The 12,320-nt window shown below is 70.3% G+C and carries 11 protein-coding genes; 4 read left to right on the top strand and 7 right to left on the bottom strand.

Annotated features, from left to right (window positions below):
* Genes AMETH_RS02980 through entS form a run of 3 tightly spaced genes read right to left on the bottom strand, consistent with a single transcriptional unit; the run spans position 1 to position 2,302 of the window.
* A complete protein-coding gene (locus AMETH_RS02980; protein ID WP_191245338.1) occupies positions 1-207 on the bottom strand; it encodes an MbtH family protein in 207 nt (68 codons plus the stop codon).
* A gap of 53 nt (positions 208-260) precedes the next feature.
* Positions 261-1,064: an alpha/beta fold hydrolase gene (locus AMETH_RS02975; protein ID WP_017986555.1), complete on the bottom strand. Its 804-nt coding sequence runs from the start codon at positions 1,062-1,064 to the stop codon at positions 261-263.
* On the bottom strand, positions 1,037-2,302 hold the full coding sequence (gene entS / locus AMETH_RS02970; RefSeq protein ID WP_223843044.1) for an enterobactin transporter EntS: 1,266 nt from the start codon (positions 2,300-2,302) through the stop codon (positions 1,037-1,039). The genes AMETH_RS02975 and entS overlap by 28 nt, the downstream gene beginning before the upstream one ends.
* Before the next feature lie 64 nt (positions 2,303-2,366).
* On the opposite strand from entS, the gene AMETH_RS02965 reads away from it, so the two are divergent.
* From AMETH_RS02965 to AMETH_RS02955, 3 genes are all read left to right on the top strand, one after another.
* Positions 2,367-3,962: a (2,3-dihydroxybenzoyl)adenylate synthase gene (locus AMETH_RS02965; RefSeq protein ID WP_017986553.1), complete on the top strand. Its 1,596-nt coding sequence runs from the start codon at positions 2,367-2,369 to the stop codon at positions 3,960-3,962.
* A gap of 223 nt (positions 3,963-4,185) precedes the next feature.
* The gene (locus tag AMETH_RS02960; protein WP_026153751.1) at positions 4,186-5,241 is read left to right on the top strand and encodes a FecCD family ABC transporter permease; all 1,056 of its coding nucleotides are present in this window, start codon (positions 4,186-4,188) and stop codon (positions 5,239-5,241) included.
* Complete coding sequence (locus AMETH_RS02955; RefSeq protein WP_017986551.1) at positions 5,238-6,254, top strand: FecCD family ABC transporter permease; 1,017 nt, start codon at positions 5,238-5,240, stop codon at positions 6,252-6,254. Before AMETH_RS02960 ends, AMETH_RS02955 begins: the two co-directional genes overlap by 4 nt.
* 49 nt (positions 6,255-6,303) lie before the next feature.
* Here the strand turns inward: AMETH_RS02955 and AMETH_RS02950 are convergent, their stop codons facing one another.
* Positions 6,304-7,614 carry a salicylate synthase gene (locus AMETH_RS02950; protein ID WP_026153750.1) on the bottom strand — a complete coding sequence of 437 codons (1,311 nt, stop codon included), beginning with the start codon at positions 7,612-7,614 and terminating at the stop codon, positions 6,304-6,306.
* Positions 7,611-8,930, bottom strand: a complete 1,320-nt coding sequence (locus tag AMETH_RS02945) for a lysine N(6)-hydroxylase/L-ornithine N(5)-oxygenase family protein (protein WP_017986549.1) — start codon at positions 8,928-8,930, stop codon at positions 7,611-7,613. Before AMETH_RS02945 ends, AMETH_RS02950 begins: the two co-directional genes overlap by 4 nt.
* Positions 8,931-9,036: 106 nt before the next feature.
* Here AMETH_RS02945 and AMETH_RS02940 point away from each other — a divergent pair, with 106 nt between their 5' ends.
* Positions 9,037-9,975, top strand: coding sequence for a methionyl-tRNA formyltransferase (locus AMETH_RS02940; protein WP_017986548.1), 939 nt, complete (start codon positions 9,037-9,039; stop codon positions 9,973-9,975).
* 254 nt (positions 9,976-10,229) lie between these two features.
* Here AMETH_RS02940 and ligD read toward each other — a convergent pair whose 3' ends face one another.
* Complete coding sequence (gene ligD / locus AMETH_RS02935) at positions 10,230-11,225, bottom strand: non-homologous end-joining DNA ligase (RefSeq protein ID WP_017986547.1); 996 nt, start codon at positions 11,223-11,225, stop codon at positions 10,230-10,232.
* Positions 11,222-12,295: an ATP-dependent DNA ligase gene (locus tag AMETH_RS02930; protein WP_017986546.1), complete on the bottom strand. Its 1,074-nt coding sequence runs from the start codon at positions 12,293-12,295 to the stop codon at positions 11,222-11,224. The genes ligD and AMETH_RS02930 overlap by 4 nt, the downstream gene beginning before the upstream one ends.
* Positions 12,296-12,320: the final 25 nt, after the last annotated feature.

The following is a 12,320-nucleotide window of genomic DNA, read 5'->3' as shown; positions in this document are numbered from 1 at the left end:
TCAGGACTCGCTCTCGACCAGGCTGCGCGGTCGCATGTCGGTCCAGTTGGCCTCGATGTGGTCCAGGCACGCCTGGCGGCTGTCCTCCCCGAAGACGATCCGCCAGCCCGCGGGCACCTCCGCGAAGGTGGGCCACAGCGAGTACTGGCCCTCGTCGTTGACCAGCGCGTAGAAGCGCCCGTTGTCGTCGTCGAAGGGGTTCGTCACCACAAGCCTCCAGTGCCGTCAGGTCAACTGAGGCTTACCTTAGTAAGGCGATACTAAGAGTGTCCAGCGGCGAAAAAGGTGACAAGAGCGTCGTTGACCACGTCCGGACGCTCCAGATATCCGTAGTGCCCGGCGTCCGCGATTTCCAGGTACCGCGCGGACGGGATCGCGTCGGCGACCTCGCGCGCGAGGTACGCGGGCAGGCGGAGGTCGTCGGCGAACCCGATGACCAGGCAGGGGACGTCGATCGCGCGGTAGGCGTCCAGGCGGCTCTCGGTGATGTCGAGGTCGAGCTGCGCGCGCAGGCCGGGCGTCCACAGGGTCGGCGACATCTCGAAGATGTCGAGCCAGTCCGCGACCGCCGCGTCGTCGTTCAGCGTGCGGGGTGAGAGATTCTGCACTGCGCGCGTGACGGCCTCGTACTTCGCGGGCAGCGCGATCTCGCTGTCCCGCAACTCCTTCTCCGCCGCGCCCATCGCCGCGCGCATCGCGTCCGGGCGGCCGCGGGTGGCCATCAGCACGGCCTGGCTGACCAACTCGGGGCGCGCGAGCATCAGCTCGGTGACCACCTGCGCGCCCATCGACGTACCGACCAGGCGGCACGGGCCGAGGCCGAGGTGCTCGATCAGGCCCGCGGTGTCGGCGACCAGGTCGTCGATCGCGAAACCCGGCTCGGCAGGCGAAATCCCGCGGTTGTCGAAGGTGATCGCGCGGTAGCCGGCGTCGACGAGCGCGGGCACCTGGTGCAGGTGCCACACCCGGCCGTTCGCCGCGGTGCCCATCACCAGCACCACCGGATCGCCCGAGCCGAGGTCATCGTAGTTGATCTTTATGCCGTTGACGTCGGCGAGTGGCATGGTTCTCCTTGAAGGCTGGCCCGGCGCAGTCCGGGCATGGTCACCGCGACCAGGCAGACGCCGAGCACGCACACGATCCCGCCGGCCACGATCCCGCCCGCCGGGCCGAGCAACCGCGCGGCCAAGCCGGCCTCGGCGTTGCCAACGGCCGGGCCCGTGGTGGCCTGCGCGAGCCACAGGCTGCTGACCCGGCCCTGCAGGTGGTCAGGCGTGTGGTGCTGCAACAGCGCCCGCCGCAGGATCTCCGACGTCGTGTCGCCGATGCCCGCGATCGCCAGGAACAGCAATCCCAGCCACAGCTCGCCGGACAGGCCGAACGCCGTGACACCCAAGCCCCACAACAGGACCGAGCCGATCAGCGCGCGGCCGCTGTGCCGGATCCGGCCGGCCCAGCCGCTGACCAGCGCGCCGACGAACGCGCCGACCGCGGGTGCGGTGTAGAGCAGGCCGACCGCGGACGGGCCGCCGCCGAAGACCTCCGTGCCCATCTGCGGGAAGAGCGCGTACGGCATCGCGAAGAGCATCGCCCACAGGTCGATCAGCAACAGTCCGCGCACGACCGCGTTGTGCCGCAGGAAGCGGAAACCCTCGGCGATCGCGTGGAACGGGTGCTGGTGGTCCTCGTCCGGCTTGCCGGCCCGCAGCTCGGGCAGCCGCCGCATGAGCAGGACCGCGGCGACGTAGCCGAGCGCGTCGATCGCGAAGCACGCGGCGACGCCGGGCCCGGCCGCGACCACCCCGGCGACCGTCGGGCCGACCATCGCGCCGAACTGGCTGGTGACCGTGATCAGAGCGCCGGCCGCGGTCAGGTGCTCCGGTTTGACCAGCGACGGGATCGCCGCCATCAACGCCGATCCACCGAGACCGTTGATCGCGCCGGCGAGGATCGCGGCCACGTAGACGAACCACAGCATCGGGTGCGGGATCGCGGCGTTGATCGCCAGCCCGCCGAGCACGACCGCGACGACCGACCGCGTGGTGAGGATGAGGCGGCGCCGGTCGACCCGGTCGGCCATCACCCCGCCCGCGAGCAACCCGCCCAGCAACGCGATGCCGAACACCAGACTGACCAGTCCGACCTGGACCGACGACCCGGTCACCTGGTAGACGTGCAGGTTGATGGCGACGTTGGTCAGCGCCGTCGTCAGCACGGTGAGTGTCTGCGCGGCGAAGACCAGCCGGTACGCGGATGCGCTCCGTAGCGGCGTGACGTCGATGACCATTTCCCCGAGCCGCACGAGCACCTTCCCTTCGTAACGTCGGCTAGCCTAACCTAAGTTCGCGCGATCGAGGGAGCTGACGATGTTGCACGGCTGTGTGCCCTGGCCCGAGGGACTGGCGGCGAAGTACCGCGCCGAAGGCTATTGGACCGGACAGTCGCTCGACGTCCTGCTGACCGAGGGCGCCGCGGCGCACGGCGAGCGGGTGGCGCTCGTCGCCGCCGATGGCGCGCGCTGGACCTACGCCGAACTCGACGCGTGGGCCTCGCGCCTGGCGGCCGGACTGGTGTCGGCGGGGCTGCGGCCGGGTGAGCGCGTCGTGGTGCAGCTGCCGAACGTGCCCGAGTTCGTGGCTCTGTTCTTCGCTTTCCTGCGCGCCGGGGTGCTGCCGGTGCTGGCGCTGCCCGCGCACCGGGAGAGCGAGATCGTGCCGCTGTGCGAGCTGAGCGACGCGGCCGCGTACGTGGTCGCGGACACTGACGACGCCGGGTACGACTACCGGGAGCTGGCGCGGACGGTGCAGAAGGCGGTGCCGTCGGTGCGGCGGGTGTTCGTCGTCGGCGAGCACGCGGAGTTCCAGCCGCTGCCGACCGCGCCGCCGGTACCGTTGCCGGAGCCGGATCCCGCTGACGTGGCGTTGTTCCTGCTCTCCGGCGGGACGACCGGTACGCCCAAGCTGATCCCGCGGACGCACCAGGACTACCTCTACAACGCGCGGGCGAGCGCCGAGGTGTCCGGGTTCTCGGCAGACACGCGGTACCTGGTGGCATTGCCCGCGGCGCACAACTTCGCGCTGGCTTCGCCCGGGCTGCTCGGCGCGATGGCCGCCGGTGGCATGGTCGTGCTGGCGCCGGACCCCAGTGCGGACACGGCGTTCGAGCTCATCGAGCGGGAGCGGGTCACGGTGGCCGCGGTGGTCCCGCCGGTCGCGCTGTTGTGGATGGACGCGACCGAGTTCATGGACGAGGACCTGTCCAGCCTGCAATTGCTCCAAGTGGGTGGCGCGAAGTTCAACGCGGAGCCCGCATCCCGGGTGCGCCCGACGCTCGGCTGCGATCTCCAGCAGGTCTTCGGGATGGCCGAGGGACTGCTGAACTTCACCCGGCTGGACGATCCGGACGAGCTGAAGATCACCACGCAGGGCCGCCCGCTGTGCCCGGCGGACGAGGTGCTCGTGGTCGACGAGGAAGGCGACCCGGTGGCGCCCGGCGAAAGCGGCGAGCTGCTCACCCGCGGGCCGTACACGCTGCGGGGCTACTACCGGGCGAAGCAGCACAACGCGCGCTCGTTCACGCCCGACGGGTTCTACCGCAGCGGGGACGTGGTGCGGGCGCTGCCGTCCGGGCACCTGGTCGTCGAGGGGCGGATCAAGGACCAGATCAACCGGGGTGGCGAGAAGATCCCGGCCGAGGAGCTGGAGAACCACCTGCTGGCGCACCCGGCCGTGCACGACGCCGCGGTGGTCGGGATGCCGGACGAGGTGATGGGCGAGCGGACGTGCGCGTTCCTGGTGGTGCGCGGGGAGGCGCCGACGCTGCGGGAGGTGACGGCGTTCCTGCGGGAGCGCGGCGTCGCGGCGTACAAGCTGCCCGACCGGCTGGAGGTGCTGGACAGCTTCCCGCTGACGAAGGTCGGGAAGGTTTCGAAGGTCGCGCTCGCCAAGCGGATCGCGGGGTGAGCGCTGGCGATCGCGGCGCCGGAGACAGTGCCGACTGCGGCCGGCGCCGGATGAGCACTGGCGATTGCGGTGCCGACACCCGCGCACACCGGGCCAGCACCCGCCGCCACGCCGCCAACGTCCACCCACACCGGAGAAGCACCAGCTGCCGCGGCGCCGGTCCCCGCCGCGTGAGCACCCGCAGCCCCCAGCACACTGCCCGCCCCGTACCTGGAGAACACCCGTGAGCACCGGTGGATCCACCCGAGCCGCCTCCCGGACCACCTCCGGTCAAGCGCCTGCGCCGCGCTTGGCGGCGCCGTCCCGGGCGGCCGGCCTGGTCGTCGCGCTCGTGGTCCTCGTGGCCATCGCGTTGCTGAGCATCGCCGTCGGCGCGCGGTCCATTCCACTCGGGACGGTCGTGGACGCGTTGTTCCACCGTGACGGCTCGGATTCGTCCTATGTGGTCTGGTCGATCCGCGTGCCGCGGACGCTGATCGGCATCGCGGTCGGCGCGTCGCTGGGCGTGGCCGGGGCGCTGATGCAGGCGCTGACCCGCAACCCGCTCGCCGACCCGGGCCTGCTGGGGATCAACGCGGGCGCGGCGACGGCGGCCGCATTGTCGGTCGGGGTGCTCGGGGTCACCGATCTGCGAGTGTTCGTGTGGTTCGCGTTCCTCGGCGCGGCCATCGCGGGTTTCGTGTTGTACGTGATCGCCGGCCGCGGCGGCTCGTCGCCGGTGCGGCTCGCGCTGGCGGGGACGGCCGTCTCCGCCGCGCTGACCGGCCTGACCCAGGTGATGACCCTGCTGGACACCCAGACGCTGGACCAGATGCGGTTCTGGACGGTGGGTTCGCTGGAGCGCGCCGACGGCGGCACCCTGGTGCGGGTGTTGCCGTTCCTGGTGGCCGGGGTGGTGCTCGCGTTGTTCCTGGCGCGCCCGCTGAACGCGCTCGCCCTCGGCGACGAGGCGGGCAAGTCGCTGGGCGCCCACCTGGGCCGGACGCGCGGACTGACGCTCCTGGCGGTCACGTTGCTGGCCGGCGCCGCGACGGCCGCCGTGGGGCCGCTGGTGTTCGTCGGGCTCGCGGTGCCGCACATGGTCCGCGCGATCACCGGGCCGGACCAGCGGTGGGTGCTGCCGTACTGCGCCCTGCTGGCCCCGGCGCTGCTGTTGCTGGCCGACGTCCTGGGGCGGGTGATCGCCAGGGAGGAGATCGACGTCGGGGTGGTGACCGCCCTGCTCGGGGCGCCGCTGTTCATCGCACTGGTGCGCCGCACGAAGGCGGCCCGCTCATGACCAGGACCCTCACCAAGACCCGAGCGGCGCCCCGGACCGCAGCACGCCGCTCGGTGCTCGTCTGCGTCGGGCTCGCAGTCGCGATCCTCGGCTTCGGGGTACTCGCCTTGGGCACCGGGTCGATCTCCGTCGCACCGCTCGACGTCGTCCGCACCCTGCTCGGCAACGGCAGCCGCATCACGAACTTCGCCGTGCTCGACCTCCGGCTGCCCCGCGTGCTCATCGCGCTGGCCGTCGGCGCCGCGCTCGGCATGAGCGGCGCCGTGTTCCAGAGCCTGTCCCGCAACCCCCTCGGCAGCCCGGACATCATCGGCTTCAACTACGGCGCCACCACCGGCGGCCTGCTGATCATCCTGCTCTTCGGCGGCGGCACCCTGGCCGTCTCCGGCGGCGCGCTCGCCGGCGGGCTGGTTACCGCCATCGCCGTGTACCTCCTCGCCTGGCAGCGTGGCGTCCGCGGCTCCAGGCTGGTCCTGGTCGGCATCGGCATCAGCGCGATCCTCCAGGCGATCAACTTCTACCTGATCGTCAACGCCCAGATCGCCGACGTCGCCCGGGCGACGGTGTGGCTCACCGGCAGCCTCAACAACCTCGGCTGGTCCCAGTTCTGGCCACTGGTGATCGCTCTGGTCGTGTTGATCCCGCTGCTCCTCGCCGGCGCCAGCCGCCTCGACATGCTCGAGATGGGCGACGACGCCGCGGCCGCGCTCGGCGTGCGGGTCGAGCGCAGCCGCGTGTACCTGCTGATCGTCGGCACCGCCGCGTGCGCCATCGCGACCGCCGCCGCCGGCCCGATCGCCTTCGTGTCCCTCACCGCGCCCCAGCTGGCGAAACGGCTCACCCGGGCCGCCGGCGCAGGCATCCTCCCGGCCGCGTGGATGGGCGCGTTGCTGGTGCTGGTCGCGGACTTCGCCGCCCAGCGCGTCGCCGGCGCGTCGACGCTCCCGGTCGGCGTGGCGACCGCCGCGCTCGGTGGCGCCTACCTCGGCTGGCTCCTCTGGCGCCGCCGCTGAACGCGAAACGGTCCCGGGCGACCAACGCCCGGGACCGTCGGGAACCAGCTCAGGCACGCACCACGAACGGCGCCACCGAGCCCAGCTTCTCGCACGTCTCCTCGAACTCGCGCTCCGGCGTCGAGTCCGCGACGATCCCCGCGCCCGCACGCAGCCACGCCTGCGCGCCCTCCTGGTAGACCGCCCGCAGCACGAGCGCCGCGTCCAGCGAACCGTCCTGGGAAAGCGCTATCACCGAGCCGCTGTACAACCCGCGCGGATCATCCATCCGGGAGATCGCGTCGAGCGACTCGCGCTTGGGGATCCCGGAAGCCGTCACCGCCGGGAACACCGCCTCCAGCGCGTCCCACGCCGACCGGCCAGCCGCGAGGTCCCCGTTCACCAGCGAAGCCAGGTGCTGAACGCTGCCCCGCTCCTTGATGCCCATGAAATCCCCGACCCGCACCGATTCCGGCACGCACACCCGCCGCATCTCCTCCTGCGCGGTCCGCACCGACACGGCGTGTTCGAACACCTCCTTGGGGTCCGACTCGAGCTCGGCCCGCGCGGCGGCATCCGCCTCGCTGCCCCGCCCGAACGCACGCGTCCCGGCCAGCGGCTGCGTCGTGACCCGCCCGCTCCCGTCGACCGAGACGACGATCTCCGGGCTGAACCCGGCAGCCTCGGCGCCGTTCAGCCGCAGCAGGAACGATCGGGCCGGAGTGTTGCCGCGCCGCCCCAGTTCGTAGGTCGCGACCAGGTCCGCCGGGAACGGGATCCGCACGACCCGCGACAGGATCACCTTCTGGTACTGCCCCTGCCGGATCTCCTTGACCGCCTGGGCGACCCGCTCGCGGTAGCTCTCGCCGCCCGCGCGGACGTCCACCTCGGCGGCGCGCGGCGAGTCGGCCGCGAAGGACGCTTCGAGGATCTCCCGCACCCGTGCCCGCTCGCCCGCGTCCACCCCGCGGATGCGGACCGACTGCCCGTCCAGCCGCACCTCGGTGCGCGGCACGATCACGCGCACCACCTCACCGGGCGGCGGCACGGCGCCGCGCAGCCCGAGCCCCGGCACCAGGCCGGCGAACGAGAAGTGCACGCGACCGTAGGCGTTCCAGCCCGTCACCGGCAGCTCCGCGAGCGCCGACCGCATCGCCTCGCCCGGCGACCCGGTCCACGCACGATCGGTCACCTCGTCGCCGTACGAGATGCGCACTCGCTCGGCGTCGAGCGACACCGTCGCGAGCGCACCGCCGGCGAACGTCCACACACCGTCGCGTTCGTAGACGACGTAGTTGTCGAACCCGGCGCGCGCCAGTCTGGTCACAAGGCTCAGTGGCTCAGCCACCGAGCCGGTTTCCTCGACGTCGTACTCGGTCACGCCCACTCCTCGGCTTTCACACCACTGACCGCGTACTCGGCAGGCCAGTCCAATGACGGTTCCCTGCGGTCGAGGATCGAGCGCAGGATTTCACCGACCCGCACCGCGGTGTTCGAGAGCAGGGACGAGGTGATGCCGTGCGAGTGCTCGGTCCCGCCCTGCAGGTAGAGCCCGGCCTTTACGTCCGGGGTGACGAGCCGGTAGTCGCGCTCGATCCGCAGGCGGCCCTGCTCGTCGCGGCGGCACTTCGCGGCCAGCTCGCCGAGCAGCGACGTCGGATCGGCCGGACGGTATCCGGTGGAGTAGACGACGAGGTCCGCGTCCAGCACGGTCTTCTCGCCGGTGGTCAGGGATTCGATCGCGATCCGGACGCCGGATTCGGTTTCGGTGACGTCGATAGGGCGGCACGCGTTGAAGATCCGCAGCCGCTGCACGCCCTGCACCTTCTCGCGGTAGACGCGGCGGTACAGGTCGTCGATGAGGTCGAGGTCGACGGCCGAGTAGTTCGTGTTGCCGTGGTAGTCCATCAGGCGGCGCTTGACGTCTTCCGGCGCGGTGTAGAACGCGTCGACCGCTTCCGGGTCGAAGATCCGGTTCGCGAACGAGCTGTCGTCCGACGGGCTGTAGCCGTAGCGGGCGAACACCGAGCACACCTCGGCGCGCGGGAACTTGTCGTGCAGGAAAGCGGTGACCTCAGCGGCGCTCTGCCCGGCGCCGACGACGATGCACCGTTCGGGGTCGGACACCTTGTCGATCCGGTGCAGCAGCTGGTGGTTGTGCCAGATCCGGTCACTGACCGTGACCCCCTCCGGGAGGTTGGGCCGCAGGCCGGTGCCGAACACGACGTTGCGGGCGCGCAGCACCTGCCCGTCTTTGGTCCGCACGTCGAACAGCGATTCCTCGCCCAGGACCGGCGTGATCCCGGCGACCTCGCGGTCGTAGGAAACGAGGTGGTCGACCTTCGCCGCCGACCACTCCAGGTAGTCGTGGAACTCGATGCGCAGCGGGAAGAGGTTCTTGTGGTTGATGAAATCGACGAGGCGCCCCTGGCTGTGCAGGTAGGACAGGAAGCTGAACTCGCTGGCCGGGTTGCGCATGGTGACGAGGTCCTTGAGGAACGACACCTGCATCGTGGCGTTGTCCAGCAACATCCCCCGGTGCCAGCCGAACCGCGGCTGACGCTCGAGGAAGTGCGCGGTGACCGCCTCCCCGCCGCCGGCGTTGTGCTCGGTGACGGCGATCGCCAGTGCGAGATTCGAAGGGCCGAAGCCGACCCCGACCAGGTCGTAGACCGGAACTTCCTGCGGTTCTGGCATGCCCGTCCTATCCGTAGATGTACAACCGAGGCAACCCTAACCTAAGTTAGGGGAGGCTTAACTACTACATTCGGGCGTGATGTTGATCCCGGAACGAGGAGGACCGATGCGGGTCGCGATGTTCGGCTACCAGACGTGGGGGCACCGCACGCTGCGTGCACTGCTGGACGCCGGTCACGAGGTGGTGCTCGTCGTGACGCACCCGAAGAGCGACCACGCGTACGAAAAGATCTGGTCCGACTCGGTCGCGGATCTCGCCAGGGACAACGGTGTTCCGGTGATCGAACGCAACCGCCCCGACGACGACGTGACGGCCGCGCTCAAGGAGGCGGACCCGGAGATCATCGTCGCGAACAACTGGCGCACCTGGCTGCCGCCGGAGATCTTCAACCTGCCGCCCCGGGGCACCCTCAACGTGCACGATTCGCTGTTGCCCGCCTACGCCGGTTTCTCGCCGTTGATCTGGGCGCTGATCAACGGGGAGAAGGAGGTGGGCGTGACCGCGCACATGATGAACGACGAGCTGGACGCGGGCGACATCATCCTGCAACGATCCGTCGAGGTCGGTCCACGTGACACCGTGACGGACCTGTTCCACCGCACGGTCGACCTCATCGAACCGGTAGTGTCGGAAGCGCTGGCAAAGCTCGAATCGGGAGATTACGAGCCGGTTCCCCAGGACCGCTCGCAGGCCAGCTTCTTCCACAAGCGGTCCATCGAGGACAGTCGCATCGACTGGACCTGGCCCGCCGAGGACATCGACCGCCTGGTCCGCGCCCAGTCCGACCCGTACCCGAACGCCTTCACCACCCACAAGGGACAGACCATCCGGATCACCAAGGCGTCCGTCTCGAAGGGACGCTACGGCGGCACACCCGGCCGGATCTTCATCTCCGAAGGCGACGGAGTGGTGATCGTCGCCGGCGCCGGCGCCAGGTTCGGCAAGAACCACGGCCTGGTCATCGAACAGGTCCGCCTCGAAGACGGCACAGAGCTTGCGGCCACCGACTACTTCACAAGGATGGGCGGCTACCTAGGCCGCTGAAATCGGCCCTTGATCTCCAACACAACGGTAGCTGGGTGGTCACGCAGGAGCGCCTCACGGCGCTTGAACGGTCACCTTCCGACCACCCCCGCCCCCGATGCCTGATTGTGTTTCGGTCGCCGAGGAGGCGTGTCAAGGCGGGAAAGAGTACCTTGACACGCCTGGTCGGCGACCAAAGATCGGATTGCGTTTGGGGCGGGGTTCTGGGCTGGTCGGTGCTGTTGCGTTGCCGGGCGGCGGTTTGCCTTCGTCCTTCAGCTCTTCTTCGCCCGGCTGGGTGCCACTCGTGGTGGCTCGTTCGGCTGCTTCGGGTACACCGGCGGCCACGGCGCATCCATCAAACCTGCTGCCATGTCCCGCTCCGACATCTCCAGCAGCGGCTCGATCGACTGCGGCTGCTCCCGCATCTGCGCCCACGGGTCACCTCGGCGGGATACCAGGTCCGGCACCGTCGACAGGGTCAGCTCACCTGGTTCCACTGTGGACAGCTCGTCCCACGAGATGGGCGTCGAGACTTGCCCACCGGCCCGAGGGCGGACGCACCATGCACCGAAAACCGTCTTGTGCGGGGCGTTTTGGTTGAAGTCCACGAACACCCGGGCGCCCCGCTCTTCCTTCCACCACTGCGCGGTGATCAGGTCCGAGTGCCTGCGCTCCAGCTCCCGCGCCAAGGCGACCGCGGCGGCGCGCACCGCGTAGGAGTCCCACCGTGGTTCCAGCGCGACGTAGACGTGCAGGCCCCGGGAGCCCGTTGTCTTGATGTACGCGGTGATGTCCAGGGAGTCCAGCAGGTCCTTCGTCAGCACCGCTGCCTCGCGGACCTGCTCGAACGTCACCCCGGGCGACGGGTCCAGGTCGATTCGCAGCTCGTCGGCGAACTCGGGCGCCGAGGCGCGGTACGGCCAGACGTGGAAACCGATACAGCCCAGGTTCACCGCCCACAGGATGTGCCCCAGGTCGGCCGCCACCAGGGCATCCGAGGTCGTTCCGTTCGGGGTGGACACCACTGTGGTCCGCACCCAGGACGGCGTCGACTTGGGGACGCGCTTCTGGAACCACGATTTGCCGCTCGCGCCGTCCGGGTAGCGCTCCAGCAGCAACGGCCGGTCCCGCAGCGTGTCCATCAACGGGCCCTCGACCGCCTGGTAGTACCGGACCAGGTCGAGCTTCGTCTCGCCGCGCTCGGTGAAGTACACCTTGTCCGGCGACGAGATGGTGACCTCGGTGCCTTCGATCGGTACGGCGCTCATGCTCTCACCTCGCTGAACAGGGCGGTCAGCTCCGCCGGCGGCACCTCTTCCAACTGGTCGTAACGACACGAGTCCGGAGTTCGGTCGGGCCGGAACCGCACGAGGCGCGTCGCGTGGCGGAAGCGGCCCGCCTGCAGGTGGTCGTAGCGGACCTCGGCGACCAGCTCGATCCGCAGCGGCTCCCACGACAGGTCCTTGCCCGCGTTCCACCGGCTCTGCGCGCCCGGCACCCGCCTGCCATCCGACTCGAACGACGCCCACTCGCGCCACGGGTGCTGCTCCATCGCACCCTCCCGCAGCGGCGCCAGTTCGTCGACCAGCTCCCGGCGCCGCGCCGCGGTGAAACTGCTCGCCACACCCATGTGCTGCAGCCGGCCGTCCCCTTCGTACAGGCCCAGCAGCAGCGAACCGATCCCGTTGCCGTCCTTGTGCCAGCGGAACCCCGCCACCACACAATCGGCGGTGCGCTCGTGCTTGACCTTCCACATCACCCGCTTGTCCTGCTCGTACGGCAGGTCCCCCGGCTTGGCCATGACACCGTCGAACCCGGCGCCCTCGAACCGGGTGAACCAGTCCTGCGCGACGTCCGGGTGCTGCGTCATCGGGGTCAGGTGCACCCGGGCGAGTGAGTCGTCCAGCACCCCTTCGAGGACGTGCCTGCGCCGCTGGAACGGTTCACCGGTGAGGTCGGCGTGGTCGAGGGCGAGCACGTCGAACGCGACGAAACTGGCCGGCGTCTCCGCGGCCAGCTTCCGCACGCGGGACGCGGCCGGGTGCAGCCGGAGCTGGAGGCTGTCGAAGTCGAGACCGCCGCTGGTGACGATCACGATTTCCCCGTCGACCACGCACCGGTCCGGCAGCGCGGCCTTCAGCAGGTCGACCAGCTCGGGGAAGTACCTGGTCAGGGGACGGTCGTTGCGGGAGCCCAGCTCGACCTCGTCACCGTCGCGGAACACGACGCAGCGGAACCCGTCCCACTTCGGCTCGTAGTGCAGCCCGGGTTCGCGGGGCATCTCGTGCACGGCCTTCGCCAGCATCGGCTTGACCGGCGGCATCACGGGCAGGTCCACACCGCCGACTCTAGGCCGGAAAAAT

The sequence above is a fragment of the Amycolatopsis methanolica 239 genome, from assembly GCF_000739085.1.
GTDB classification, from domain to species: domain Bacteria; phylum Actinomycetota; class Actinomycetes; order Mycobacteriales; family Pseudonocardiaceae; genus Amycolatopsis_E; species Amycolatopsis_E methanolica.
Note: the sequence above shows the minus strand (reverse complement) of the source record. Positions and strands in the feature narration are given on the sequence as shown.

Coding starts and splice junctions, on each gene's coding strand:
- AMETH_RS02975 (WP_017986555.1), bottom strand. CDS start 1,064: ATGCCACTCGCCGACGTCAACGGCATAAAGATCAACTACGATGACCTC.
- AMETH_RS02965 (WP_017986553.1), top strand. CDS start 2,367: ATGTTGCACGGCTGTGTGCCCTGGCCCGAGGGACTGGCGGCGAAGTAC.
- AMETH_RS02955 (WP_017986551.1), top strand. CDS start 5,238: ATGACCAGGACCCTCACCAAGACCCGAGCGGCGCCCCGGACCGCAGCA.
- AMETH_RS02945 (WP_017986549.1), bottom strand. CDS start 8,930: ATGCCAGAACCGCAGGAAGTTCCGGTCTACGACCTGGTCGGGGTCGGC.
- AMETH_RS02940 (WP_017986548.1), top strand. CDS start 9,037: ATGCGGGTCGCGATGTTCGGCTACCAGACGTGGGGGCACCGCACGCTG.
- ligD (WP_017986547.1), bottom strand. CDS start 11,225: ATGAGCGCCGTACCGATCGAAGGCACCGAGGTCACCATCTCGTCGCCG.